The sequence below is a fragment of the Acidobacteriota bacterium genome, assembly GCA_018001935.1.
Taxonomy (GTDB): Bacteria; Acidobacteriota; JAAYUB01; order JAAYUB01; family JAAYUB01; genus JAGNHB01.
Map to the genome: position 1 here is coordinate 23,176 of JAGNHB010000023.1, position 26,389 is coordinate 49,564.

At 66.7% G+C, this 26,389-nt stretch carries 23 protein-coding genes; 2 read left to right on the forward strand and 21 right to left on the reverse strand.

Going from position 1 to position 26,389, the window contains the following annotated elements; all coding sequences use genetic code 11:
- The first annotated feature begins 121 nt into the window (after positions 1-121).
- Complete coding sequence (locus tag KA419_10560) at positions 122-1,765, forward strand: endonuclease/exonuclease/phosphatase family protein (GenBank protein ID MBP7866381.1); 1,644 nt, start codon at positions 122-124, stop codon at positions 1,763-1,765.
- Between the two features lie 369 nt (positions 1,766-2,134).
- On the forward strand, positions 2,135-4,873 hold the full coding sequence (locus tag KA419_10565; GenBank protein MBP7866382.1) for a vitamin B12-dependent ribonucleotide reductase: 2,739 nt from the start codon (positions 2,135-2,137) through the stop codon (positions 4,871-4,873).
- 35 nt (positions 4,874-4,908) lie between these two features.
- Here KA419_10565 and KA419_10570 read toward each other — a convergent pair whose 3' ends face one another.
- The 21 genes from KA419_10570 to gspG all read right to left on the reverse strand — a co-directional run bounded on the left by KA419_10570 (position 4,909) and on the right by gspG (position 26,366).
- Complete coding sequence (locus KA419_10570; GenBank protein MBP7866383.1) at positions 4,909-5,070, reverse strand: rubredoxin; 162 nt, start codon at positions 5,068-5,070, stop codon at positions 4,909-4,911.
- Between the two features lie 32 nt (positions 5,071-5,102).
- Positions 5,103-6,299 carry an FprA family A-type flavoprotein gene (locus tag KA419_10575; protein MBP7866384.1) on the reverse strand — a complete coding sequence of 399 codons (1,197 nt, stop codon included), beginning with the start codon at positions 6,297-6,299 and terminating at the stop codon, positions 5,103-5,105.
- A 193-nt stretch (positions 6,300-6,492) separates the two neighbouring features.
- Positions 6,493-8,802, reverse strand: a complete 2,310-nt coding sequence (gene rnr / locus KA419_10580; protein ID MBP7866385.1) for a ribonuclease R — start codon at positions 8,800-8,802, stop codon at positions 6,493-6,495.
- A gap of 33 nt (positions 8,803-8,835) precedes the next feature.
- Positions 8,836-9,321, reverse strand: a complete 486-nt coding sequence (locus KA419_10585) for an adenosine-specific kinase (protein ID MBP7866386.1) — start codon at positions 9,319-9,321, stop codon at positions 8,836-8,838.
- Between the two features lie 54 nt (positions 9,322-9,375).
- Positions 9,376-10,233: a CPBP family intramembrane metalloprotease gene (locus tag KA419_10590; protein MBP7866387.1), complete on the reverse strand. Its 858-nt coding sequence runs from the start codon at positions 10,231-10,233 to the stop codon at positions 9,376-9,378.
- Positions 10,234-10,299: 66 nt separating this feature from the next.
- On the reverse strand, positions 10,300-11,466 hold the full coding sequence (truD, locus tag KA419_10595) for a tRNA pseudouridine(13) synthase TruD (GenBank protein ID MBP7866388.1): 1,167 nt from the start codon (positions 11,464-11,466) through the stop codon (positions 10,300-10,302).
- A complete protein-coding gene (locus KA419_10600; protein ID MBP7866389.1) occupies positions 11,463-12,632 on the reverse strand; it encodes a glycosyltransferase in 1,170 nt (389 codons plus the stop codon). The genes truD and KA419_10600 overlap by 4 nt, the downstream gene beginning before the upstream one ends.
- Positions 12,629-13,609, reverse strand: coding sequence for a glycosyltransferase family 2 protein (locus KA419_10605; protein MBP7866390.1), 981 nt, complete (start codon positions 13,607-13,609; stop codon positions 12,629-12,631). Before KA419_10605 ends, KA419_10600 begins: the two co-directional genes overlap by 4 nt.
- 10 nt (positions 13,610-13,619) lie before the next feature.
- Positions 13,620-15,137 carry a hypothetical protein gene (locus KA419_10610; GenBank protein MBP7866391.1) on the reverse strand — a complete coding sequence of 506 codons (1,518 nt, stop codon included), beginning with the start codon at positions 15,135-15,137 and terminating at the stop codon, positions 13,620-13,622.
- A 117-nt stretch (positions 15,138-15,254) separates the two neighbouring features.
- A complete protein-coding gene (locus tag KA419_10615; GenBank protein MBP7866392.1) occupies positions 15,255-15,752 on the reverse strand; it encodes a hypothetical protein in 498 nt (165 codons plus the stop codon).
- 3 nt (positions 15,753-15,755) lie between these two features.
- Positions 15,756-16,319 carry a hypothetical protein gene (locus tag KA419_10620; GenBank protein ID MBP7866393.1) on the reverse strand — a complete coding sequence of 188 codons (564 nt, stop codon included), beginning with the start codon at positions 16,317-16,319 and terminating at the stop codon, positions 15,756-15,758.
- Between the two features lie 3 nt (positions 16,320-16,322).
- Positions 16,323-16,910, reverse strand: a complete 588-nt coding sequence (locus KA419_10625; GenBank protein MBP7866394.1) for a sigma-70 family RNA polymerase sigma factor — start codon at positions 16,908-16,910, stop codon at positions 16,323-16,325.
- A 117-nt stretch (positions 16,911-17,027) separates the two neighbouring features.
- A complete protein-coding gene (gspD, locus tag KA419_10630; GenBank protein ID MBP7866395.1) occupies positions 17,028-19,574 on the reverse strand; it encodes a type II secretion system secretin GspD in 2,547 nt (848 codons plus the stop codon).
- A gap of 45 nt (positions 19,575-19,619) precedes the next feature.
- Positions 19,620-20,615, reverse strand: coding sequence for a hypothetical protein (locus KA419_10635; GenBank protein ID MBP7866396.1), 996 nt, complete (start codon positions 20,613-20,615; stop codon positions 19,620-19,622).
- A gap of 28 nt (positions 20,616-20,643) precedes the next feature.
- Positions 20,644-21,675 carry a hypothetical protein gene (locus tag KA419_10640; GenBank protein ID MBP7866397.1) on the reverse strand — a complete coding sequence of 344 codons (1,032 nt, stop codon included), beginning with the start codon at positions 21,673-21,675 and terminating at the stop codon, positions 20,644-20,646.
- Between the two features lie 52 nt (positions 21,676-21,727).
- Positions 21,728-23,143: a hypothetical protein gene (locus tag KA419_10645; GenBank protein MBP7866398.1), complete on the reverse strand. Its 1,416-nt coding sequence runs from the start codon at positions 23,141-23,143 to the stop codon at positions 21,728-21,730.
- Positions 23,140-24,162, reverse strand: a complete 1,023-nt coding sequence (locus KA419_10650) for a general secretion pathway protein GspK (protein ID MBP7866399.1) — start codon at positions 24,160-24,162, stop codon at positions 23,140-23,142. Before KA419_10650 ends, KA419_10645 begins: the two co-directional genes overlap by 4 nt.
- Entirely contained in the window at positions 24,149-24,964 is an 816-nt protein-coding gene (locus KA419_10655) for a prepilin-type N-terminal cleavage/methylation domain-containing protein (protein MBP7866400.1), read from the reverse strand. Before KA419_10655 ends, KA419_10650 begins: the two co-directional genes overlap by 14 nt.
- Positions 24,957-25,415, reverse strand: coding sequence for a type II secretion system protein (locus tag KA419_10660; protein ID MBP7866401.1), 459 nt, complete (start codon positions 25,413-25,415; stop codon positions 24,957-24,959). Before KA419_10660 ends, KA419_10655 begins: the two co-directional genes overlap by 8 nt.
- Positions 25,412-25,951: a prepilin-type N-terminal cleavage/methylation domain-containing protein gene (locus KA419_10665; protein MBP7866402.1), complete on the reverse strand. Its 540-nt coding sequence runs from the start codon at positions 25,949-25,951 to the stop codon at positions 25,412-25,414. Before KA419_10665 ends, KA419_10660 begins: the two co-directional genes overlap by 4 nt.
- Before the next feature lie 4 nt (positions 25,952-25,955).
- Positions 25,956-26,366 (reverse strand): type II secretion system major pseudopilin GspG, encoded by a 411-nt coding sequence (gspG, locus tag KA419_10670; GenBank protein MBP7866403.1) that lies wholly within the window; start codon positions 26,364-26,366, stop codon positions 25,956-25,958.
- Positions 26,367-26,389: the final 23 nt, after the last annotated feature.

The following is a 26,389-nucleotide window of genomic DNA, read 5'->3' on the forward strand; positions in this document are numbered from 1 at the left end:
TCCCCTTTTGCGTATACTGGCACGGATCATTCGGCGTGTTCCGCGCGTTCTGCGGCCGGCCCCGGCCTGAATCGCGAAGCACAAAGAGAAGAAGAGCATGGGCGTGATGGGGGAAACGGGGATGAAACCGCTTCGGGTTGCTTCAGTCCTGACGATCGTCGCCTGCCTGGCGGGCGCGGCCCTCCGGGCCGATCCCGGGGAGCCCGGCCGTTCGGCGGCGGGCGCCCCGGCGAAACCCGCCGCCGCCCGGCCCGCCGTCTCCGGGCCCGGGTTGCTCTCCTGGGCCGAACTGGACGTGCTGGGCCGTTGCGGAGAGTCCTACCCCCCCGGTCTGAAAGCCCGGATGGACAAGATCCTCGAAACCCCGTTCCGGGGCGGCGCGATCCGGCGGCCGGCCGCGCCGAAGTCCTCCCCCGAACTCGGGCCCTTCGTCCGCGCCGCCATGTGGAACATCGAGCGCGGCCTCAACTTCGACGCCGTGGCGGCGGCCCTGGCCGACCCCGGCAAGCTCGCCGCCCTGCTGGACCCGAAGGAGTGCCCGCCCGGCAGCGCCGCCCGCCGGGAGGCCCTGGAACAGGCCGCCCTCCTCCGGGAGGCGGACATCCTCGTCCTCAACGAGGCGGACTGGGGGATGAAGCGCACGAAATACCGCTTCGTGGCGGAGGACCTGGCCCGCCTCCTTGGCATGGAGTTCGCCTACGCCGTGGAGTTTTTGGAGGTGGACCCCATCGCGCTGGGGACGGAGACCTTCGAAGGGATGGACAGCGCCGAACGCGAAAGGCTCCGCCGCGAGATCGCGGTGGACCGCTCCCGCTACCGTGGCCTCCACGGGACGGCCGTCCTCTCCCGCTTCCCCATCCGGAAGGCCGAGATCCTGCGTCTGCCCCAGGTCTACGACTGGTACGCCGGGGAGAAACGGCCGGTCTCCCTCCCCGAGAAGGCCAAGCGGTCGACCTCGGAGAAGGTGTTTCTCGAGACCGTCCTGCGCGAGGTCCGCCGCGGGGGGCGCAACTGCCTCCGGGTGGACCTGGAGGTGGCGGGACTTCCCGGGAAGACCGTCACGGTACTCGCCACCCACCTGGAGAACAAGTGCAAGCCCGAGAAGCGGCGAAGCCAGGTCTATTCCCTTCTGACCCACTACCTTGACATCCCCCACCCCGTGATCCTGGCGGGCGACATGAACACCACCGGCTCCGACGGCACCCCCACCTCCATCTCCCGGGAGGTGAAACGCCGCGTGGGGAGCGCCGAGTTCTGGACCACCCAGGGGGTGAAGTACGCCACGGGGGTCGGGATCCTCTTCGACCTGATCAGCGGCGGGGTGAGGCTGCTGAAGAACCAGTACGACCCCACCTCCCGCCACGTCCCCGTCTTCGCCCCGAACCCCGAGGCCGCCTTCTTCGACACCCTTCGGGACATGCGTTTCGACGACGGCGGGGCCTTCGACTTCCGCGGCGACGCCGGGCGCACCGTCAACGGCACCGCCGGGAAGTTGGCCAACTCCAACATGCGGCAGGGCAAGGGCTTCGTCCCGACTTTCGAGGTGGAGCGCACCATCGGCGCCCTCGGCCGCCTCAAGCTGGACTGGTTCTTCGTCAAGGGCTTCGCCCGGGACCCGGACCGTGCCGCCGAACCGTACCGCTTCGCGCCCCACTTCCCGCGGACCCTCAAGGCCCTCAACGAAGCGGTGCCCGAGGACATCTCGGACCACTGTCCCATCACCGTGGACCTCCCGCTGGCCGAACCCGGATCCCTCGTCCCCTGAAGCGAGATCACCGGAAGCAGCAGGCCGAAGGGGTCCGGCCGGCGTTTCATTTATACTGTATTCTGAGTGGAAAACCGCCACGGCAGGCCCTCCCTGACCTCCGACCCTCGTATCCGCATTAGATACAATATATTGTGGTTATCAATTTTCCGCCACAAAATATTGTGCTTTCCCCCTTGACAAGCCCCCCCCCGGAGGCATATAAATCGGGTCCGCAATCACGCGCCCGGCGGCCTGCGTCCCACAGGGTCCAGGAGGGGAACTGCGCGCCACGTGACCCGGTTCTCCGGACGCCTGCCACCCGCCCGCCCGCCCGCGATTCCCGGCCGGAAAACCCTCGCCGGGCCATTCTCGACCAAGGAGCCAGCCATGCCGAAAAACGGGAAGAGGGGGACCAAGACCCGGAAAACCGAACCCGTCGAACAATCCCGAAACGCCGCCGGGCTGACGATCCCGGCGCACTACACGGGGACCGGCCCCCACCCCTTCGAACTCCTGGAGTGGAAAAAGCGCGACGCCGTCATCTCCAGCAACAAGGGGGAGGTCATCTTCGCCCAACGGGACGTGGAAGCTCCCGCCGCCTGGTCGGACAGCGCGGTGAACATCACCGTTTCCAAGTACTTCCACGGGGTCCTCGGGCATGCGGACCGCGAGTCCAGCGTGCGCCAGGTGATTTCCCGGGTCGTGGACACCCTGACCGTCTGGGGCACCGAGGGCGGGTACTTCCGCACCGTGATGGACGCAACCGCCTTCTCCCGGGAGCTGGCGTACCTGCTGGTCAACCAGATGGCCTCCTTCAACTCCCCGGTGTGGTTCAACGTCGGGGTCGAGAAGCACCCCCAGTGTTCCGCCTGCTTCATCAACTCCGTCGAGGACACCATGGACTCCATCCTGGAACTGGCCAAGACCGAGGGGAAGCTTTTCAAGTTCGGCTCGGGGACCGGGACGAACCTCTCCCCGCTCCGCTCCTCGTACGAAAAGCTCTTCTCGGGGGGCAACGCCTCCGGGCCGGTGTCGTTCATGAAGGGCTACGATGCGTTCGCCGGCGTCATCAAGTCCGGCGGGAAGACCCGCCGGGCCGCGAAGATGGTCATCCTCAACATCGACCACCCCGACATCGTGGAGTTCATCCAGTGCAAGGCCAAGGAGGAGAAGAAGGCCTGGGCCCTCATCGAGGCCGGCTACGACGGCTCCTTCAACGGCGAGGCCTACAGTTCCATCTTTTTCCAGAACGCCAACAACAGTGTCCGCGTCACGGACGAGTTCATGCGCGCCGTGGAGATGGACACCGTCTGGAAGACCCGGGCCATCACCACCGGCGAGGTGATCCACGAGTACGCCGCCCGCGACCTCATGCGGATGATCGCCGAGTCCGCCCACCTCTGCGGTGACCCGGGCATCCAGTTCGACAGCACGGTGAACCGCTGGAACCCCTGCAAGGCCAGCGGGCGCATCAGTGCCTCCAACCCCTGCTCCGAGTACATGTTCCTGGACAACTCCGCCTGCAACCTGGCCAGCCTCAACCTCCTCAAGTTCGTCGACGACGAAGGCCGTTTCGACGTGGACGGTTTCCGGCACGCCGTGAACATCGTCTTCACGGCCCAGGAGATCATCGTGGAGAACGCCAGCTACCCCACCCCGAAGATCGGCGTCAACTCGGTGGAGTACCGCCCCATCGGCCTGGGGTACGCCAACCTCGGCGCCGTCCTGATGCACATGGGGCTCCCCTACGACAGCGACGAGGGGCGCAACTACGCCGCCGCCGTCACGGCCCTCATGACGGGCGAGGCCTATCGCACCTCCTCCCGCCTCGCCGCCGTCAAGGGACCCTTCAAGCACTTCGAAATGAACCGGGCCTCCTTCATGGAGGTGATCGAGATGCACCGCGGCCACGCCTGGCGGATCGGTAAGGCCGGCGTGCCGCCCAACCTCCTCACGGCCGCCCGGGACGCCTGGGACAAGGTGACCAAGGAAGGGCCCGTCCACGGCTTCCGGAACGCCCAGGCGACGGTCCTGGCCCCCACGGGGACCATCGGCTTCATGATGGACTGCGACACCACCGGGATCGAGCCCGAGCTGGCCCTGGTGAAGTACAAGCAACTGGTGGGCGACGGCATGCTCAAGATCGTGAACCGCACCATCCCCACCGCACTTCGGCGCCTCGGTTACACGGGGGAGGAGACGGAGGAACTGGTCGGCTACATCGAGAAACACGGGACCATCGAGGGCGGGCCCCACCTGCGCGACTCCCACCTCCCCGTCTTCGACTGCGCCCTGAAGCTCCCGTCCGGTCAGCGGGTCATCCACCATCTCGGGCACGTCCGGATGATGGCCGCCGTCCAGCCGTTCCTCTCCGGCGCCATCTCCAAGACCGTCAACATGCCCAACGACGTCACCCCGGAGGACGTGGAGAAGGTCTACCTCGAGGCCTGGAAGCTGGGGCTCAAGTCCGTCGCCCTCTACCGCGACGGGTCGAAGAAGGCCCAGCCCCTCTCCCTGAAGAAGGAGGAGCCGAAGGCCGAGCAGACCGTGGTTTACAAGCCCGTCCGCCGGAAGCTCCCGTCGGAGCGGACTTCCATCACCCACAAGTTCCGGGTGGCCGACCACGAGGGCTACATCACGGTGGGGGCCTACGAAAACGGGCAGCCGGGGGAGATCTTCCTGCTGATGGCCAAGGAGGGCTCCGTCATCTCGGGCCTCATGGACGGCTTCGCGACGGCCATCTCCATGGCCCTCCAGTACGGCGTCCCCCTGAAGGTGCTGGTGGACAAGTTCACCCACACCCGCTTCGAGCCGTCGGGCTTCACGGGCAACCCCCACATCCCCATGGCCAAGTCGATCCTGGATTACATCTTCAAGTGGCTGGCCCTGAAGTTCCTCCCCGAGGACGACCAGCGGAAGCTCGGCATCATCAACCCGACGGCCAACCCGTCGTTCGTGGAGCCGCCCGCGGTGATCATCGCCAGGGGGGAGGAGCCCGGCAAGCCGGAGCGGACACCCACCATCCAGGGCGACGCCCCGACCTGCCCGGTCTGCGAGACCCTGATGGTCCGCAAGGGGACCTGCTACTACTGCCCGAGCTGCTTTTTCAACAACGGGTGCTCATAAGTTCTTGGCCGCTCCTTCCGGGGCGGCCAAAAACTTCAATCCATGGGCTCGAAGTCGCTCTTGCCGACCCCGCACTCGGGGCAGACCCAGTCGTCCGGGAGGTCCTCGAAGGCGGTCCCGGGGGAGATGCCGCCGTCGGGGTCTCCGTTGGCGGGGTCGTACACGTAGTTGCAGATGCTGCAGACGTACTTCTTCATCGCTTAGTCTCCTCTTTACGTATAGTTTCCGATCAGGCCAGCCGGGCGGCGACGGCGCGGCCGAGTTCGAAGCACTTCTCCAGGTCCTCCGGGCGAGGGACGTACTGCACCTGGATCCCGTCTCCCACGAGGTCCACACCCATCTCCCGGAGGGCGGCGTTGAGTTGGTCGACGGTTTTCCCGCTCCAGCCGTAGGAGCCGAACGACGCGCCCACCAGGTTCTTGCGCTTCAACCCTTTCAGGTAGGTCAGGACGTCCGCCACCGTCGGGAACATCTGGTTGTTCAGGGTCGGTGAGCCCACCACCAGGGCGCCCGCCTCCAGGATCTCCGTCGCCACCTCGCTCCGGTGGCTGCCCGAGAGGGGCATCAGCTTCGGCACCGCCCCGCCGGCAGCCAGCCCGTCGCCGAGGGCCCGCGCCATCCGGTCGGTGCTCCCCCACATGGTGTCGTAGACCACCACGGCCTTCCGGGTCGGTTTCTGCTGCGCCCACAGGGCGTAGAGGTTCACGATCCAGGCCGGGTCCTTGCGCCAGAGGGGCCCGTGGTCGGGGGCGATGACGTCGAAAGTGAGACCCGCCGCCGTCACCTTCTCGATGAGCTTGAGGACCAGGTTCGAGTAGGGGTTCAGGATGTTGCCGTAGTACTTCGCCGCCTCCTCGCGCAGGAGCTCGGCGGGGAGTTCGTCCGCGAAACGCTCGCCGGAGGCCAGGTGCATGCCGAAGCCGTCCTGGGAGAAGAGGAGCTTGTCCTCTTCCAGGAGGGAGAACATGCTGTCGGGCCAGTGAAGCATCCGGGTCTCCAGGAAGCGGAGGGTCGCGCCGCCCAGTTCCTGGCGGTCGCCGTCCCGGACGGCCTCCAGCCCGGGGATGGCCCCAAAGTGGGCATGGAGCGCCTTGACGCCCTGCTCGGAGGCGAGAACCCGGGGAGACGGCCCGATGGCGGCCACCGTCTCGAGGAGCGCCCCGGAATGGTCCATCTCCGCGTGATTCGAGACAACGATGTCGATGGTCGTCGGGTCCACTACCGAGGCAATGCGGGACATCATCTCGTCGAAGAAGGGTTTCTTCACCGTGTCGATCAGCGCGGTTTTTTCTCCCCGCACCAGGAAGGCGTTGTAGGTGGTCCCCCGCTTCGTGGCGTACCCGTGGAAGTCCCGGATCGACCAGTCCACGGCGCCGACCCACCACACGCGGTCGGTCACTTTCACGGCCTTGAATACGTTGTTCATGTTCGCTCTCCTGTCCGATCTCGGCCGGCGTCCTCCCGGTCACGCAAAGCACGAGGGAATTATAATCGCTCCTCTGCCAACGTTCAAGGTTGAAGGGTTCGCACAAGTCGTCCCGACGCGGGAGGCACCCACTCAACCCCAACCCTCTCGATGACCGCTCACGCCCGCGCCGGGACGGTGCGTGGGAGCGGCGTCACCGCTTGATGCGGCGGCGACGGAATTTCTCCAGGCCTTCCTCCCCCCGCCGCGCGGCCCGGGCCGCCGCCGGGGCGAACTCGATGTGGTGACGGCTCATGTCCACTCTGGCCACCCGCACCCGCAGGGGGTCTCCGAGCCGGAAGGTCCGGCCCCCGGTCTTCCCGACGAAGCAGTGCTTGACCTCGTCGAAGAGGTAGTAGTCGTCATCCACCAGGGACAGGTTCACGAATCCTTCCACGAAGTGCTCGAGCAGCTCCACGAAGAACCCGTTGGTCTTGAGGCCGGAGATGAAACCGTCGAACTCCTCGCCGAGGCGCTCCTTCATGAACTCGGCCTTCTTCCACGCCATGACCGCCCGCTCGGCGTCCATGGCCTCGTGCTCCCGCTCGGAAGATCGGCGGGCGATCTCGGGGAGGTCCGCCGGCCCCGCCACCGGCGCCTCGAGGACCTTTCCCGCCAGGACGTGCCGCAGCAGCCGGTGGACCACCAGGTCAGGATACCGCCGGATGGGGGAGGTGAAGTGGGTGTAGTCCTTCAGGGCCAGGCCGAAGTGCCCGATGTTGTTCGTCGAGTAGACCGCCAGCTTGAAGGAACGCAGCATCAGGTAGCTCAGGAACTTGCCCACGGCCGAGTCGCCGAGGCCGTCCGCCACGCGCTGGAAGTCCTTCGGTTCGTAAGTTTCACCTTTCGACTCGAAGCGGTGCCCGAACCGGGCCGCCACCTCGGCGAACTCCTCCACCTTGACAGGGTCCGGCACGTCGTGGACCCGGAAGAGGGCAGGGAGCGCCTTCCGGGTGAAAAGGGACGCCACCGCCTCGTTGGCGGCCAGCATGAACTCCTCGATGAGCCGGTGGGCGTCGTTCCGCTCGGTGCGGACGATCCCCAGCACCTCGCCCGTCTCGGCGAGGCGGACCACGCTCTCCGGCAGGTCGAAGTCCACGGCCCCCAGCTTCCGGCGCCGACGGTTCAGGACCCGGGAGAGGTCCGCCATGGTCCGGAAGTGCTCCGCCTGGTCGGCGAAGCGGCCGAGGAGTTCAGGGTTCCCCTTCAGGACGCCGGCCACCTGGGTGTAGGTCATGCGGGCGCGGCTCCGGATCACCGAGGGCGTGAAGCGGGCCTTCCGGACGCGCCCCGTGACGCCGTGAACGTCCAGGACCGCGGTGAAGGCCAGCCGGTCCCGGCCGGGGAGGAGGGAGCAGACTCCCGACGAGAGGGCCGGCGGGAGCATGGGAACGGAACGGTCGGGGAAGTAGACCGAGGTTCCGCGGAGGAAGGCTTCCGTGTCCAGGGCGCTCCCCGGCCGCACGTAGTGGGAGACGTCGGCGATGTGGACCCAGAGGGTGAAGTGGCCGTCGGCCCCCCGGGTCACGTTCACCGCGTCGTCGAAGTCGAAGGCGGTCTCCCCGTCGATGGTGACGGTGTCCAGGCGCCGGAGGTCCTCCCGCCCCGCCACGTCGCCCGCGAGCGGGTCCGGCGCGAAGGCGTCCGCCTCCGCCAGGGCCTCCGGGGGAAAGTCCGTCCGGATCTCGTGCCGGGCCAGGATGATCTTCAGGGGCAGCTCGGGGTCGTCGGCCTTACCCACCAGCCGGAGGACGCGCCCCCGGGGGCGGTGGCCCGCCGACGGCGGCACGGTGATCTCCACCTGCACCACGTCCCCGTCCTCGAGGGGGAAGCCCCCGTCGTCGTCCACCAGGACGGAGTGCTGAAACCGCGCGTCCACGGGGATGACGGTCAGGGTCTTGAACCGGATCACCTTCCCGATGACCTTGGCCTTCGACCGTTCCAGGATCCGGGTCACCCGGCCTTCCAGGCGCCGCGGACGGCGGGGCGGCTCCGCGGCCTCGTCCGCCGACCCCCGCCGGCCCCGGCGGCCGGCCCCGGCCTCGGGCTTCCGGGCCGGTTTTCCCCGCCCGCGGCCCGACCCCGACGGGTCCCGGGGCGCGGACTCCCGCCACTCCACCACCACCCGGTCGCCGTGCACCGCGTCGCCGAGGTGCGGGGCGGGGATGAAAACATCCTCCCGGAGTGGGCTCCCCGGGTCGGGAACGAGGAAACCGAAGCCGGAGGCATGACACTGCAGGGTCCCCGCCACCACGTTGCCGGCGCCGGGCACGGCCCAGCAGTTCTTCTTCACGGGGAGGAGCTTCCCCTCCGCCGCAAGTTCCCGCAGGGCCGCCCGGAGGGAACGCTTGTCCTCGGCGCCCACGTCCAGCGCCTCGGCGAGCTGCCGCCGGGTCACCTGCCTCACGTCCGCACCTTCAAGCCAGGCGAGAATGTCCTTCTTCAACCGTTCCGTCGGATTCATGCACACCTTCCGTTTTGCGGCAGGCCGTGGCCCTCAGCCGCGTTTGTACCCGATCTTCCGCAGGAAGTCGAGGCGGTGGCGACGGTCGTCGTCCTTCTCGACCCCCCTGGGTGCGAAGCCGTCGATGACGCCCAGGATGCCGTTGCCCTGATCGGTGCGGGCCAGCACCGCCGTGACGGGGTTGGCCGTGGCGCAGAAGATCCGGACCACCTCGTGGCAGTCCCGGACCTTCGGGAGCACGTTGAGGGGAAAGACGTTGCTCATCACGATCACGAATGAGTGTCCCGCGCCGAGACGTTCGGCGTTGGACACGGCGCACTGCTCCAGCTCCGGGTCGGTGCCGTCGTGCCGGATCAGGCACGGCCCCGACGCCTCGCAGAAGGCGACCCCGAACTTCGCGCCCGGGACGGAGTTGACCATGGCCTCGTAGAGGTCTTCCACGGTCTTGATGAAGTGGGATTGCCCGAGGATGAGGTTGCAGCCCTCGGGGAAGCTCAGGTCGACGGGGATCAGTTCCATTTTTCCTCCTTGTGTCGAACGATGGGGCGGCGAAAACGGCGATCGGCCCTTCCCTCAGGCGCCCCCGGGCCGGAGGTTCCGGGTGAACCAGTATAGCAGGAGGACCGTCACGTTGAACAGGGCGTGGCACAGGAAGGGTGCGTACAGGTTCCGGCGCCGCAGGAAAATCACCCCGAAGACGAACCCCAGCACGGCCGTGGAGAAGACGGCGTCCCAGCCCTGCACCCGGTGTTCCAGGCCGAAGATCACGCTCCAGATCAGCAGGGTGGCCAGGGGCGCCTGGAAACACACCTCGCCCCGCAGGACGATGACCGCCCGCTGGACTTCCTCCCGGACACCCCCGGCCACCACCGAGCTGACCAGGAAGAGCACCAGGTCCAGGGGCCCCCCGATGGAGTCCAGAAGGGCGTTCGACGGCGGGACGGCGCCCGGCAGCACCCACGCGAAGAGCAGCTTGAGGACCACCATGAGAACCAGGAGCCCGGGCAGGACGGCCAGGCAGAACCCCGTCTCCCGGAGCAGGCCCCGCGGGGGCGGCAGCGGCAGGGCGAGGCGGGGCTCCTCCGGGTGTATCACCTGCAGGCACCAGGCGATGAACACGATGACCACCGTGCTGGTCATCATCACGGCGAAAAGCAGGACCGTGTTCGGGGACAGGTCCCGGACGTGTACGCCGAACAGGGACGCGACGAGGACGGCCACGAGGAAATCGGTCAGGAGACCCGAGACCAGCACGATCTCCAGCAGGCCGACCAGGGCGGGTGGACGGGGCCCCCGTGCCGGCGGGAAACCCCTCCCGTCGAACGGCGCCGCCAGGCCGGCAGGGCCCGGCACCGGCTCGTTCGGCGCACCGGGACCCCCGCCGGGCGCCAGGTCGCCCCCGTCCGGTCCCGGCACCGTGAAATCGGTCATGCGGTCTCTCTCTTCGGCGATGGGGTCCTCCTGCGACGTCGGTGGAAAAACCACTCCGCACTCCGTTCAGGCTTCCAGCGACAGCCGTTTCACCAGCATGGTGGCGTAGCACCCGCGGGGCAGGGCGAACCGGAGGAGGAGCGACCACCGCCCGCCGGCGTCCGGCTCCGCCGCCCACTCCCACCGCAGGGCCTCGGGCTGGAACCAGGCCCGGCGAAGGAAGGACTTGAGGTACATCCGTTCGAACGTGAACTTCCGGAAGGCGTTCGCGGGGATGGCCTCCCGTTCGAGGACCTCCCGGTAGATGCGCGCCACCCGCTCGTCCTTCAGGGACGGCCGGGCCCCGCACGCCGGGATCTCCAGGGTCGGGAGAACGGTGATCAGGGCCGGGTTCGGGTCCCGGAGGAAGAGGTAGTCCCCCACCTCCCCGCGAACCGAACCGGACTTGCCGGACCCGGCCAGCTCCCTCGCCAGGGACACCAGGCACTGGTTCCAGACGCCGGACTGCCACGCGGAGAGGGCCAGGGCCACCTCGTCCCGGGGCAGGATCCGGAGGGCCCCGTAGAAGTCCCTCGGGTGGGCCGCCAGGTACTCGAAGACCGTGGTCTCCAGCGTGGTTTTGGCCGCTTCCCGGCAGGCCTTCCAGTCCTTCCACCGCGCGAAGAACACGTCGCGGCGTTCCCGGTCCTCCGCCCGGCCGCGCGGGTCCGGCCGGGTCAGGAAGCTCTTGAGCGCCCCGTTGAACTGGCCCAGGACCATCATCTTCCCCGGGAACCCCATCCGGGGGTCCACGCCGGCGAAGCGCTGGTCGTCATAGTAGTTTTCCACCCCCGACGCGACCACCCCCCGCAGGCAGTCGGAGAACCGTTCCCGGGACCCTGCGGCGATTCCGCGCAGCCGGATTTCGAAGCGGTTGCACCGGATCAGGTCCGGCCCCATGGGACGGTCCGAGCGGCCCACGGGCTCCAGGGAGTACCCATCCTCCCGGACGGAGAGGGCCCGGTCCGTCTCCACCGTCACGTACTGGACCGTCACCGCGTGACGGTCCTTCCGTCCCCCCCAGGCAAAAGCGCCCACGGGGAGGCCGAAGCGTCGTGCGACGGCGTGCAGAACGTCCAGCGTGTTCCACCCCCGCTTCTCCAGGCGGCAGACCAGGTACGCCCCCCCGGCGGACAGGGGTACGTCCGCCTCCTCCGTCACCCGGAAGTCCTCCGGCTCGACCTTGACTTTCACGGTTCCTCCTCGGCGGGGACCCGGCCCGCGGGGCCGGTCTCCGCCCCGATGAATCGGAGCAGACCCTCGACGTAGCGCCGGGGGGTGAAACGCGCCGCCGTTGCCGGGACGGCGGACTCGAAGCGGTCCCGGGCCTGCAGGTAGGCGAGGATCGCCCCGGCCAGGGCCCGGGGGTCTCCCGGCGGGACCAGGATCCCCGAGACCCCGTCGTCCACCGTCTCGGCCAGCCCGCCGACCCGGGTGGTCACCACGCCCCGTCCCCACTGGTAGACGAGGGGGATCACCCCGCTCTGGGTGGCGTGATGGTACGGCAGGACCGCCACGTCGGAAGCCTTGACGTAAACCTCCACCGCCTCGTTGGGCACGAAGGCGTCCGTCACCCGGATCCTCCCGGCGCGCTCCAGGGGCGCGATCCAGGTCTGGTAGTCCCGTCGCTTGTCGTAGAACTCGCCCGCCACCACGAGGAAGAGGTCGGGGTGTTCCGCCGCGAGCGTCTCGAACGCCTGCAGGAGCACGTCGAGCCCCTTGTACTTCCGGATAATGCCGAAAAAGAGGACGATCTTCGCCGCCCCGGGGAGCCCGAGCCGCTCCCGGGCTTCCATCCGGGTCAGGCCGGGCGTGTCGGGGAACCCGGAAAACCGGGGGACGAACAGCCGGCAGACGGGCGTGTGCGGCCACGCCCGGGCCAGGGCCCCGGCGTCGCCTTCCCAGTGGGCGATGAAGGCGTCCGCCAACCGGAAGAGGCGACGCTGGAAGAAGCGCCCCAGGGGGACCGGTTCGTGAGGCTCCACGTTGTGGCAGACCAGCAGCAGCCGCTGGTAGGCGCGGTGGTGGAGGGGCCCCAGGAACCGGAGGAGGAACGGCGCGAAGAAGGGCGTCCACCAGGAGAGCAGGAGGACGTCGAGGCCCTCCGCGGCGATCCGCCGGCGGCCGCGCCGCCAGGAGAGCGGGTTGTAGGGGTCGAAGACGGGGTCCGCCGCGCCCGGGTAGCGGACCCGGCTCGTGTCCAGGGGGGTCTTCCCCGGGAACAGCAGACGGGGGTAGAGGCGCGTGTAGTTGAAAGCGGCGCCATCGACGGTCTCCGGGAGGTTCCGGACCAGTTCGGCGTCGAAGTTGGAGATTCCGCCCCGGAACGGGGGGAAGGGGCCGAGCACGCCGATCTTCAACGCGCGCCCTCCTCCGGGGGGGAGGCCGGAGGGGCGTGGCGCCGGTGCTCCCGGATGGAGTAGAACGTGTCGGCGCTGCGGGAGTGGGCGATCATCTCGGCCAGGAAGCCGAAGAAGACCACCTGGATCCCCACGATCAGAACGGAGAGGCCGAGGTAGAACAGCGGCCGGTTGCTCAGGAAGTTCCCCATGAGGCGCCAGACCAGGAGGGCGAGGGTGATCCCCGCCCCGGCCAGGGTGAGCAGCAGCCCGAACATGCCGAAGACGTGCTGGGGGCGGGCGGCCCAGCGGGTGAGGATCAGGACCGTGAAGAGGTCGAAGAAGCCGCTGAAGAAGCGCCACAGGCCGTACTTGGACTTCCCGAACCGGCGTCGGTGGTGGGTGATCTTCACCTCGCCGATGCGGAAGCCGAAGCTGGAGGCGATGACGGGGATGTACCGGTGCATCTCGCCGTAGAGGTTCAGGTACTCCGTGGCCTCACGGCGGTAGGCCTTGAAGCCGCAGTTCATGTCGTGGAGCTTCACCCCGGCCAGCCTCCCCGCCACGCGGTTGTAGACCCAGGAGGCGAGGCGGCGGGTGAGGGGGTCCCGGCGGGGAGACTTCCAGCCGGAGACCAGGTCGTATCCCTCCTCGATCCGGGCCAGGAACTTGGGGATCTCCACGGGGTCGTCCTGGAGGTCGGCGTCCAGGGTGAAGAGGATTTCCCCGCGGGCCTGGGCGAAACCTGCAGCCAGGGCCGCGGCCTTCCCGAAGTTCCGGCGGAGGTGGATGACCTGGACGTCGGGGTCCGAGGCAAAGAGTTCGTCCAGCACGCGATCCGACCCGTCGCGGCTGCCGTCGTCGACGAAAATGATCTCGCAGGGGCGGCCCAGCTTCCCCATGGCCTCCCGAATGCCGGCGTGGAGAAAGCGCAGGGATTCCTTCTCGTTGTACACAGGGATGATGAAGGACACCCGGTTCGAGGCAGGGTCGGACACCGGCGGGCCTTTACTGGGCGATGGCGAGTGCGGTGTCCACGACTCCGTCACGGTTGAAATCACCGAAGACGAGGCACTCGTGCCGGCGCACGTTCGCGACGACGGCCAGCAGGCGGGGGACCCCCGGGAGGGGGTTGAAGGTGTAGACGAACGCCTGGCGGCCGATCCGGAAGAGGACGATGGACTGGGTGTCCGAACCGCCCGCGGGGGCGTAGGAGAACACCTGCTGCTGGTAGATCGGCAACTGCGTGGCGGAAGGCTGGAAACCGGCCCCCCGGTCGTTGAGCAGGAGCACGCCGGCGTTTCGGGCCATGCTGAGCATGGCGAGGTCCTCGAAACCGTCGCCGTTCACGTCGAGGCATGCCATCCCGTCGTAACCGGACGGCATGGGCAGGCAGAGTTGCGCATCCAGGACGAGGCCTCCGGGTTGGGAGAAGACCGTCAGGCAATTGCGCTCGGAGGAGTAGACGAGGAGTTGGGACCCGCCACCGGCCCCCGCCGAATCCCCCTTGCTCCGCACCGAGGAGAGGGGCTGCAGCAGGCGCATGAAACCGGCGGAGGTGATGGGCGGGGCGATCTGGTAGCACTGCACGCCCGTCCACTCGTAGCCCGGGTTGAACAGGACCACGATGCGGCCGGAGTTGCGGCCCACGAAGACGGCCTCGTTCACCCGGTCGTCGTTCATGTCGTCCATGAGAAGGAAGCAGTTGTCCGCCATGTCCAGGGACGAGAAGAAGGGTTGAATGGACATCACCCGGTCGTCGACCTGGAAGTGGGTGTCGTCGAGGCGACTGGCCTTCAGGACATAGGCGCCGTTGTAGATCAGGACCTCGGGGTGAGTCTCGGCCGCCGGCGGGGGATCGGTCGGGGTCGTCGTCCCCTGGTCGGGGTCCGGGTCCGGCGGGTTGGCCGGGGGGTCGGCCTGCCCGTTGGGGGGAGGCGTCGGCACGTCTGTCGCGACGTCCACGACCCCGTCGATGGTTGCCGTGGGTCGGGCGGGATTGCTGGACAGGAGCATGGTGAACGGGTTCCCCTCGTCGAGATCGAGGGAGTCCATCCACCCGTCGTCCACCACGGCGGCCAGCAGTTCGAACGGGTACGTGACGGCGGATGCGACGCCTCCCGGCCGGGAGGCGGACACGGCAGCGACATCGACCCGCCCGCCGGCCGCGGGGGAGGAACCGACGGCGAAACCGGTCTGCCCGATTTCCAGCAGACCCGTATCGATGGCGGCGAAAACGCCGGCGTCGGGACGGCTGGAGGGCCCCCGCGCACCGATCAGGCCGAAATGGTGATTGAAAACCGGCTGCTCGAAGCGGCGCCAGAGGGAGTCGCTCATCCCGGCGAAGCCCACGGGAAGCAGCCGCGTCCCGTTCGCGGTTTCGGACGCGAGGGGGAGGTTCAGGACGGCCCGGGACGAGGGACCCGCCGGCCTCTGCGCGGTGGCCGGGGCGGACCCCCACTCCAGCGCCGGCTTGAAGGCCAGAGCCAGGGCGACGATCAATGTTTTGACGGCGAGTGACTTCACAGGAATCCTAAAACCGTCGTCTTCCATTTCTCACGATAGCACCGCCCGCTCGGTACTGTCAAGAAAAAACTTTTTACCAATCGAATTTTAGTTCAACCTTCCTGAGAAACGACTTCGTTATCTGCCCAGGCCGCTCTCCCGGAGTTCGACCTCGGCACGATAGGTTTCGATGGCCTCTTCCAGGCGGCCGTCGTTCTTGAGCATCCCCGCCTTCACGTTGAGGACCCGGGCCTTGTTCTCCGTCACCTGGAGCTGCCGGAAGCCGATCTCGAGGACCTGGTAGGCCATCTCTTTCTGCCCGCGGTCGTAGATCTTCCGGGCGACGATGACGGTCTCCTTCATCAACGCTTCCTCGAAGCGGAGGGGCAGACGCAGGTCCATGATGACCCGGAACTCCTGCATCGCGCGCTTGAAGTCACCTTTCTGGATCAGCAGTTGAATGATCTCGTGCTGCGATTCCGCGATGGAGAGGAGCCGGAGGGTCGCGTCATCGACCGAGGGCCCGGGGGCGGACTGCCCGGGAACAGCAGCCGTCGCCAGCGCCAGCAGCAACACCCCCTTCAACACGACCCGCAAAATGCGGGGCACGGGATGGTTGTGAAAAAGGGCGCTCATGATCTATCTCCTTGTCTCGTTCATTTTCCATGGATTCTCGAACGGGTTCTCCCCGTCGGCGATCCGGGGGTCCGCCTGGTTGATGGCCAGGAAGGGGTTCTCCGCCTCCGTTGCCGCCGCGCCGGTCTCCACTTCCCGCTGAACCTGGAAGGGATTCTCGCCCGTGGGGGAGACCATGTGCATCGCGGCGTGGTAGTGCCGGTCGATGGCGACCAGGATCAGCCGGTCTTCGCGAACCTGCTGCTCCCGCACCGTGAAGACGCACAGCAGGGCAGAGAGCAGGACGAGGACCAGGGCCGCGGCGGTCTGGAGGGCGAACGCCCGGTTCGGCCGGGAGGGGAAGGCCGTCACCCGGCCGGCGTCCGCCGCCAGGGCCGACTCGATCCGTCCCCAGAGTTCGGGGGAAGGCCGGTGTCGGGGGGCGTGCTCCCGGAAGAGGCGGTCCATCGCCGCTTCTTCGCGGTCGAGGTCGCCGCAGGGCCCGCACCGCCGGATATGCTCCGCCAGGGCCGGGTCGAAAGACCGGCTGGAGGCTCGGAGGATGATTTTCTTTTTCGGACAGGCCATCGCTCAACCCTGTTTGAGATAGTGACGAATCGAATCCTTCGCGAACACCCGGGCGCGGTAGATGTCCGTCTTCACCGCCAGAAGCGACCGGCCCACGATCTGAGCGATTTCCTTGTAGCTCTTCTCGTGAATGACCGACAGGATGAACACTTCCCGCAGCTTCGGCGGCAGGGTGTCCAGCGCCCTCTGAACGACCGTCGCCAGTTCGTCCCCGAGCACGCGCTCCTCCGGGTTCCGGGAGTTCTCGGTGGGGTCGGCGTCGTCGCCCTCGGGGGTCGAGGCGCCGGGGAAGACCGTTTCCTCCGTCCGCCGCTTCCGGAACCGCTGGTAGGCCTCGTTGCGGGCGATCCGGTACAGCCACTGCTCGAAGCGCCCCGCCTCCTTCAGCGTGTGCAGCGCCCGGAAAGCCAGCACGAAGGTGTCCTGCGTGATGTCTTCCGCGTCTTCCCGGCGCTTCACCATGCTCAGGATGAAGTTGAAGATCCGCTGTGCAAAGATCCCGTAAAGCTCATGCCTCGCTTCGATGTCGCCAACTGCCGCTTTTCGAATGAGATCCTCGAGGCAATTTCCCATGGAGGCATTCTCTGTCACGCTGTTCTCTCTCACAGATCAGACGGTCCACATAATATTGATCTGGGACGGAATTGAAAGTTGCTATTTTTTCGACAAAAGAGGGAGCCTTTCGGCTCCCTCCGTGTTCGGGGACGTTCAAGCGCCCGGTGGCGGCGGGCCCGCCAGGGACTCCGGTGGCAGGGTTCGGGCCGAGCTTTTCGGGGGCTCCGGCTCCGGCTCCGGCTTCTTCGCCGGGTCCGCCGCGGGTTCCGGGATATCGATCTTCTCCGGGTCCTTCGGTTTCTCCTTGTCCGGGTTGGTGTCGGCGGAGGGCCTGGGCTCCGGCGGGGCGACGGCCGCGGTTTCATCGCCGGCGCCGTCCTTCGCTTCTTCCTTCTTGCCGTCTTCCTTCTTCTTCTTTTTCGCCTCGTCCTTCTTCTTGTCCTTCTTCTTCTTCTCCTCGGGGGGCTGGTAGACGCCGTACTCGCGGTGTTTCTTCTTGTTGCGAATGAAGTTGTTGATGTTCTTGAGGCTGTGCTGCACGGCGTCGGAGGTCTTGATGAGGTCCTCGGAAGTGTGGATGACGTGCGGCGTCAGGATCACCAGGAGTTCGTTGCGGGTCTTGCTCTTGCTGGAATCCCCGAAGAGCCAGCCGAGGACGGGGATGCGGCTCAGGCCGGGGAGACCGGCCACCGACGTGCCGTCCCGCTCCCGGATGATCCCGGCGAGGACCACCGACGCGCCGTCCTGGACCACCATGGTGGTGTTCAGGGCGGCCCGGCTGATGGGAGGCGAACCGGCCAGGCCCTTGGAGGCCTCGCCGGGCGTGCTGACCTCCGTGGCGATCTCCATGGTCACCACGCCCGCGGCGCTGATGCGGGGCGCCACGTTGAGGCTGACGCCCGTGGAGCGGTACTGGATCTGGGTGTTCGTGATGTTGTACTGGTTGTTGTCGGGGGTGGTCCCGCCCAGGTAGGGGTTGGTGAAGCTGCTGGTGGCGATGGGGATCTCGTCGCCGACGTTGAAGGTCGCCTGGTTGCCGTCCAGGACCAGCAGGGCCGGCGAGTCGAGCACCTGGACCTTGGTGATGGACTCGAGGGTGTTCAGGAGCAGGTCCACCTGCCGCTGCCCGTTCAGGCCGAAGGTGAACAGGGTGGAGATGGTCAGGCCGGGCTTGGTGGCGTCGCTCGGGGTGAACTGGCCCTGGGTGGGGGGATAGATGTCGTTGCCGTCCGCGTCGCCTCGCCCCTTCAGCCAGGCCCCGACCCCGTAGGTGAGGGTGCCCTGAAGCTGGACGGCGATGATCTTGGCCTCGACGAGCACCTGGCGGGGCAGCACGTCGAGCTTCTTGATGGTCTTCAGCAGGAACTCGTAGTCCGCCTGGGTGCCCTGGATGATCAGGGAGTTGTTCAGGTCGTCACAGATGATCTTGACGTTGCCGGAGAGGCCCTGGATGGCCACGCCCTCGCCGCCCTTGGTGGTCCCTTTCAGCTCGGGCTGGATGACCTGCCCCCCCATGGGGACGCTGGGCTGGCCGCTGGCGGTGGTGGAGGCCTCGCCCGTGGCAACCGTTTTCTGACGCGGGCCTACCGCGCCGGTCTGGGCGCCCATGTCCTCGAAAAGCTGGCCCAGGATGTCGGCGATGTTGGTGGCCGTGGTGTTCTCCACCTTGTAGACGAAGGTCTCGACGCCCCGGGCAGCCGGCGCGTCCAGCTTCTCGATCCACTTCTTGACCTGGTCCATGGCGTTCGGGGTGCGGCAGACCACCAGCACGGAGTTCAGCCGGGGAACGGCGATGAACTTGATGCCCGTACTGTTCGACCCGGCGCTGAAGACCACCGTGAGGTCCTTGGTCACGTCCTCGGCCTTGTTGAACTGGATGGGGACGAGTTCGAGCATGTTGACCTCGAAGAAACCGTTGTCCAGGATCTCGACGATGTCGAGCAGTTTCTTGAGGTTGTCGCCGAAGTCGGAGATCATCAGGATGTTGTAGGTCTCCAGGTTGATGATCTGGGTGTTGTCCGTCTTGAACTCGTCGAGGATCCGGGCCAGCTCGCCCGCCGGCATGAACTGGACGGGGATGATGTAAGTGTTGAGCTCCTCGCCGACCACGTCCTCCCGCCCCTTGATCCGCTTGATTTCCGACGGGTACTTCTTGCCTTCCTGGATGGGCACGAAGTGATAGATCTCGCCGGACTTGACGATCGTCGCCCCGTTGATGCGGAGGATGTCGATCAGGATGGGCATCAAGGCCTCCCGTGGAACCGGCTTCTTGATGCTGATGTTGACCTTGTTGGCCTGGACCTTGGCGTCGATGAGGTAGTCCATCTCCAATTGCTTGCAGATCAGGTCGATGAAGTCGAAGAGGTCCGCATCGTAGATCTGGAGGTTGAACCCCGCGCCCGACGAGGACCGGCTGAGGCCGTCGGACACCGGCCGCGAGGGTCGCGGCGACGGTGACGGCGCCGGCTCGGGTCCCTGGGGGGAATCGGGCGACGGCGTGATCCCGGGGGCGGGTGCGCCCGGGCCGAAGGGGATCGGGGTGGGCGAGCCCGCGGGACGCATCACGCTGGGCCGCATCGGGGGACGCTCCTTCACCTTCGGGGGCACCTTGTCGGGGTCGTCCTGGGCCGGCGCCAGTCCGAAGGCCAGGACCGCCAGGACGAGGCACGTGGTGAACGGTTTCCACGGGAATCTCTTCATATCATGAACTCCTTGCTCGGTTTTCCGGTATGGCATACGGTGCTTCTAGTTCTTCCGGCGCTGGTTGAACGGGTTCGTGCGCTGGGTGGAGGCTGCCCCGCCGAACGGGGATTGGGACCGGGTGGCCCCGCCCGAGTTGATCGAGGTCCCGAACACGTCGCGGGCGGTGGCGCCGCGCCCGCCGGGCCCGGCCTGCTCGCCGCCCGGGCGGCCGGACGCCGGGCCGGCGGCCCCACCCCCGGACATCACCTTGACGGCCGGGGTCGGGGCCGAGGCCGCGGAAGGCGCCGCCACGGGCCCGCCGGCCATCCGTCCGCCGCCGCTGGTCCCCCCGGACCCGATGGTCACCACCCCGCCGCCCCCGCCGCCGGAGCCGTTGATGGTCACCACGCCCTGCCCGATGGCCCCGCCGCCCCCGCGGGGAACGTTTGCGGGGAAGGCGCCGTGGCCCCCCGGCCCCCCGGAAGCCTGGCGGGTCGGCTTGGAGATGAACTCCTCGTACTTCTGCGCGGTCAGGCCGCGGATCTCCTCGTCCTTGGCCCGCTGAGGGTCGTCCCACAGCAGGTTGAAGCCCTTGTCGTCGATGCTGGTCACCCGCCACTTGTCTTCCCAGAAGTCCCCCACCTTCAGCTCGTCCGGGTAGCCCTTGCCGCCGGCGTTCTGGGGCTTGACGCCCACGTAGTCGACCTCCCCCTTGCGGGTGATGTACTTGATCTGGGGCGGGTTCTTCAGCTGCACCGGCGGGAGCGGGGGCAGCATCTGCGCCGGGTCGACGATCACCGAGTTCCGGTCCTTGTGGAAGAGGTTCTTCTCCCCGATCACCGCCACCACGTCCGGCGTGACGGTGGTCTTCGGCAGGGCGATCAGCGGGACGTCGAAGTTCTGGACCGCCTTCTTCTGCCGCTTCGCGATCTCCTCCATCAGCTTGCCGACGCTGTTGGTCTTCTGCCAGGTCTTGAGGTCCTGCGAATAGACGATGAAAAGGGCGACCCCGAAGATCAGCAGGACGAGGTTGACGCCGATCAGCACGTACTTTTTCATGATTGCACCTCCCTGAGCGGGTTGGGGCTCAGACCCGGGTTTCCTTCTTCTTGGTGTCCGTTTCCTTCTTTTCCGGCTTGAAGATGTAGGTCGACAGGTAGAGGACGCCATTCACCGTCTTGTCGGGGGCGACGCTGAAGGACTTGACGTCGAGACGTTCCACGTAGGCGAACTTGTCCAGGTTTTCCAGGCTCTCGAGGAGCTTGGCCAGCTGGTCGGGCGTGCACTTGATGTACGCCACCACCTTGACCCGGAGGAAGTCGGCCAGGAAGGGGTCCTTGTCGACCACGTCCTTCGGGATCCGCTCGGGCTTGACCGCCTGGTCGATGCGGGTGATGCCGATCCCGTTGGCCGTCGCCCGGTCCGTGACGATCTTCAGAAGCTCGGCGGAAACGGCTTCCGAATCCCCCGTGAACAGAAAGCCGGAGGCCTTCTTCAGGTCGGCCTCGAGGCGTTCGAGCTTGCGCTGATAATTTCCCTTCTCGTTGATGGCGGCCTGCTTGCGGACGATGACGTCCCTCAGGGAACGGATGGTCTCCTCTTCCTGCTTCTTCTCCTCGCCGAAGTCGGACTCGTCCCAGTAGAGCATGGGGGCGAGGGAAACCAGCACGGCCAGCCCGCCGGTCATGATGGCCCGGCGGACGTACTCCCGCCGACCGCCCTTCCCCAGCCGGAAAACCGCCTTCACCCGCCGGGAGAACTGGAGGTAGGCGAGCCAGGCGCTGCAGAGGACCACGAAGGCCCACCCCTCGATCATCTCCACCTCGTACACGACGAACCAGAGGAGATTCGAAAGGACGACGGCCCCGAGGAGGGCCTGGACCGTCTTCGAGCCGTACGGCTTCTCCCGGAGGAGCAGGTAGAGGCACAGGATGAGCCAGAACGTGTTCAGCCCCACCAGCACCAGGACCTTGCCGCCGCCGATGGGCGAGTCGTCCCCGACCAGGGGGACCTCGGTGAACGCGTAAAAGAAGATGAGGAAGAGGAAGGTGACGACGCACAGCAGGTTCCAGAAAAAGAAGACTCTCAGCCAGCCTTCAGACTTGTTTATCGCACTCATGCCGCCACCTCGCGTTCGGTACGGTTGGAAAGGGTCTGCATCGGCGCCTCCTTCACTTCGTCGGCCCGTCGGCGAACTGGATGTTGAATCGGAAGCTCTCCAGCTCGCGGTAGGTGGGCTTGCCGCCCTTGGGCTCCCCCGGGACGCGGATCTTGTTGATGGCCCCCTCGGGGATGATCTTGCGGAAGTACTTGATGGACCCCAGGGCTTCGGGCCCCTGGAGCTTGAGGACCGAGTCGGTGTAGCCGCCGATCACCAGGTTGTCCGAGCGCACGTAGTCGAACAGGTAGGAACTGACGTTGATCTTGTCGGTCAGGTCCTTCAGGACCACCAGGTCCGACTGGGGCTTCTTCAGGACGAACCGGTAGGACTCGAGCTTCTTCTCCGCCTCGGTGACCGTCCTCTTGAGGTTCAGGACAGCGCCGTACTCCTTGTCCAGGTCCGCCGACTTGGCCTTGAGCGCCTTCTTCAGCTCGAGGCCGGTGTACTTCTCCAGGGAGACGTTGAGCAGCAGCCCGACGACGAGGGCGCAGCCCAGGAGGATGGCCAGGACCGCCCCCAGGCGCGACGGCTTCGGCCGGAGTTCGGCGGGGAGGAGGTTCATCTCGGGCTCCGCCGTCTGGAGCGCCTGGCACGCGGCCGCCAGGCCCAGCATGTCGCCCCGGGCCCGGGCGGGGAAGGGGGAGCACTCCGTCAGGTGACGGATGAAGGGGTACTCGGCGGGGTTGATCTTGTCCTCCCAGTTGGGGTCGGACAGGTTGACGAAGACCTCGATGTCCGCTTCCCCCTCCATCTGCGAGAGCGAGGCGCAGCGTTCGACCTCCTTGAGCACGTTCTGGAGGTTCTTGTCCATGGGGTTGATCCAGGCCAGCTTGAAGTAGCTGAACTTCCCGTCCCGGAACAGGTAGATGGAAAAGTGATTGAAATCGAGGTCGGCGACGAAGGTGTAGGGGCAGGGCGGCTTGCCGCGGCGGTTGATAAAGCCCTCCAGGCCGAACGCCGTCAGGGTCACCCCGCCGACGGTGATCCCCAGGGATTTCAGGAACTCGACGATCTTGAGGAGTTTTTCCCTGGGGATGATGTAGAGGTCGACCTCGATGGTCTTCTCCTTGCCCTGCTGGATGATCTTCTCGATGCAGAAGTCCTCGAGTTCCGAGGGCACGAAGTTCATCAGCTGGAGCTGGATGGCCTGGTCGAGGTTCTCCTCGGCCTCGGGGGGCAGGGAGAGGTGGCGGAAGGCGACCTGGTCGGGCCCGAGCGCGAGGAGGGCGCCTTCCGGCACGACCTTCAGCTTCTCGAAGAACCCCTGCACTTCCATCCGGGTCAGCACCGGGTCCTTGCGGGCGGTGCCCGTGAGGGCGAGGTTCCCCAGGAACTGCTCTTCGGAGAACGTCTTGGTGACGACCTCGATATCGATCAGGTCCTCCTGGTAGTAGACACCGATGGCGGTTTTCAGAGTGACACTCATTTTTCAACCTGCTCCTGTACGGAGTAATTTTCGTTCCAGTACACGATGGAGTGCCGGAGCGGCGCGCCGGCGTCCAGCTTGACCACGCAGTAGATGCGCTTCCGGATGGTGGAGTCCTTCAGCTTCCCCGTGGAGACGAGGGAGAAAAAGGAGGACTGGATCGGGGAGCGCGTGATGATGGGGGCCTTGAGCTGGTCCATCCCCGGCGCCTGGGGGACCCGCAGGGCGAAATCCTGCTGGTCGCGGAAGGGCTTGGTGGTGCGCTGCGAGATGATGGACGCCGCCATCTCGGGCGGGAACCCGAGCGCGATGAGGACGGGCAGCGGGGCCGAGTTGACGTTGATGCCCGCCGGGGTCCCGTAGACCGTCAGGCAGCTGTTCAGGCCGTACATGTACGCGGGCTTCCCCCCCTGGCCCCGGACGTAGCGGCCGTAGAAGAGGTTCTTGTTGATCCCCTTGACCAGGAGCAACTCCTCGACGGTCTCGAACTCCGCGTTCTTGACGCGGTAGTTCCGCCCCATCGCCTGGTACTCGGGGGTCTCCGCACCGTTGAGGTGGTGGTCGTCGTCGGGGTCCCGCCAGTCGAGGATGCAGTCGGAGATCATGTCCGCTTTCTGCTCCGCCACCCCCAGGCTGAGGAGCAGGCTCATGAGCAGTTCCTTGTCGGCGTAGTTGAGGTGGATCTTGCCGTTCTCGTCCGTGATGTCGGTCTCGGCGTCCCCGAGGTCGGTGTGGAGGATCACCTTCCCCTTCTCGATGTCCAGGGGCTCGATCTCGGCCTGCTGCTGGGGGTTGAAGAGCCGGTCGCTGGTCTCCAGGGTGTAGACGATGAGCTTGTAGATGGTTTCCGCCACCCCCGCCTGGGCGAGGTAGTGGCACTTGGTGATCAGGAGGGTGTTGGCCGAGGTCTGGGCCTCCACGCGCATGGTCTTGGAGAAGGAGATGCACAGGACGCTGACCACCATCAGCATCCACAGCATGACCACCAGGATGGACCCCTCCCGGTTACATCGGCACACCGGTGAACCTCCTCTGGACGGGGTAGATGATGTTGCCGCGGCTGCGGATCTGCATCAGGAACTCGCCCTCCCCGCGGAGCGACGGGATCCGCGAGGCCTGCTTGTACTTGATCCGGACGGCGTCGGGGAGGGTGCCCATGCGCTTGGAGTTCCACTCGGTCCGCCACTCCTGGCGGATTTCCTCCTCCGCCTTCACTCCGACGTCGTTGAGGTCGGCGCCGAAGTACTCGAACGCGGCGTCGTCGAGGTTCTCCAGGAGGACGCGGCGCAGCTTGTCCTCGTCCCGGACGCCCCCTCCCGCCACGGCGGTGGGGCCGAACTCCGGGTCCTCGCAGGTGTACTGGGTCTCGTACTCCACCAGGTCCATGCCGCTGCCTTTCCGGGAGGACTCGAAAGCGTACGTGATGAGGCACAACCCCGGCAGGCGCGACAGGTGGAGCGAGTAGAGGCTCACGAAGGTCATCCGGTTCGAGCTGCCCTGGAAGAAGGGGATCCGGTGACCCATGAAGCGCGACTGGGGCTGGTCGGCGGTGACCTGGGGCTTCGGCGCGTTGGGGTCCTCCTTCGGCACCGCCGGGAAACAGCACGACACCTGGCGGCGGATCAGCTCGCACACGCTCCGGATGCGTTCGCCCTCCTCGGTCCGGACCTGCTCCTTGCGCCACGCCCGGGTGATGATGTGGAAGCCCGAGAACAGGAGCGTGCAGACGATGGCCAGGATGGTCATGGCCACCAGCATCTCCAGCAGGGAGAAGCCAGCGGGGCGCAGTTTCCGTGACGGGGTTCGCCGAGGGTCAGCCACCGAGGTACCCCCTCTGACCAATTTTGGGCTTGGGCACCACCTTGGTGCAGAAAAGCCGCACGTCCTTCTCCGTGCCGCGGTACTTGTAGAAAACCGTCATCCGGATGTCCAGGAGCCGGGTGGTGAGGCGCGTCCGGTCGATCTTGAGGTCGTCGACCTCCCGCAGCACCAGGTCGGCCCGCCAGTGGAAATGCTCGTTCCAGGCCCCCGACAGGTGCCCGGCCTGGTAGACCTCCTCGGAGGCCAGCAGTTCGTTCATCTTGTTCTGGGCGTACTGCATGGCCTGGTGGGACATGTCCCGGCGCTCCATGCTGCGGAACGAGAGGGCGATCACCTGGAAGACGGAACCGAAGGTCAGGCCGAGGAGCACCACGGCCACCATCACCTCGATGAGGGTGAAGCCCGCCGCCGGTAAAGCTGCGCGGCCGTCCCGCCGCCCGGAGCCCGTCATGGTTTGAACACCTCGTCTTTGAACCCTTCGTCGCTGGACTTGAAGATCCGGGTCACGCCCGTCAGGACGTCCGTCTTGAGCCGGAACTCCCTCCCGGCTTTCTGCTTGAGGACCAGGGCCACCCCGGAACACCGCCCGTCCGGGTAGAACCAGACCAGCGGCATCCGCTCCTGTTCCGCCTGGTCCTCGTCCTCGGGCTGGTCGCCCTCGACCTCGTCCGGCTGGCGGTCGACGACGACCCGGGGGATCTCGATGTCCTCGGCGAGGACCAGTTTCTGAACCTCGGAGCCGTCCTCCTTGAGCAGCCGCAGCGACCGGGCCCCCGGCTCGATGAGGACGCCCATGGCCACCTGCTCGCTGAGGGCCCGGTTCTTGGCCAGCTTCAGGAAGGTGGCCACTTCCCGGGCCGACGCGTCCACCCGGGCCTGGTCGTACATCCGTCGGACCTCCGGGAAAGCCAGCACCCCCGCGATGGCCATCAGGATGAGGACCACCATGATCTCGATGAGGGTGAAGCCCGACCGGGCGATCTTCATGTCGTCACTCCCAGGAGTTGATGTCGTCGTTGGTCCCCGCCTGGCCGTCAGGCCCCTTGGAGCTGATGTCGTAGTCGGTGTTGTGGTCGCCGGGCGACTTGTAGATGTAGTCGTTGGTCCAGGGGTCCTTGGGGATCTTCTTCTTGTCCAGGTAGCCGTTCTGTTCGAAGTTGGTGTTGTTGGGATCGGGGTTCTCGATCAGGGCCTTGAGGCCCTCGTCGGAGGAGGGGTAGCGCCCCATGTCGGCCCGGAACGCCTCCAGCGCGGCCTTGAGGGCGGTGATCTGCTGCTTGGCCGCCTGGATGGAGCCTTTCTTCGTGAAGAGACCCGTCCGGGGGATGACAATGGCGGCGATGAGGCCCAGGATGATCAGGACCACCATCAGCTCGATCAGGCTGAAACCCTTGCGGTTCATCTTGTTTTCCGTCGAGTGGATCT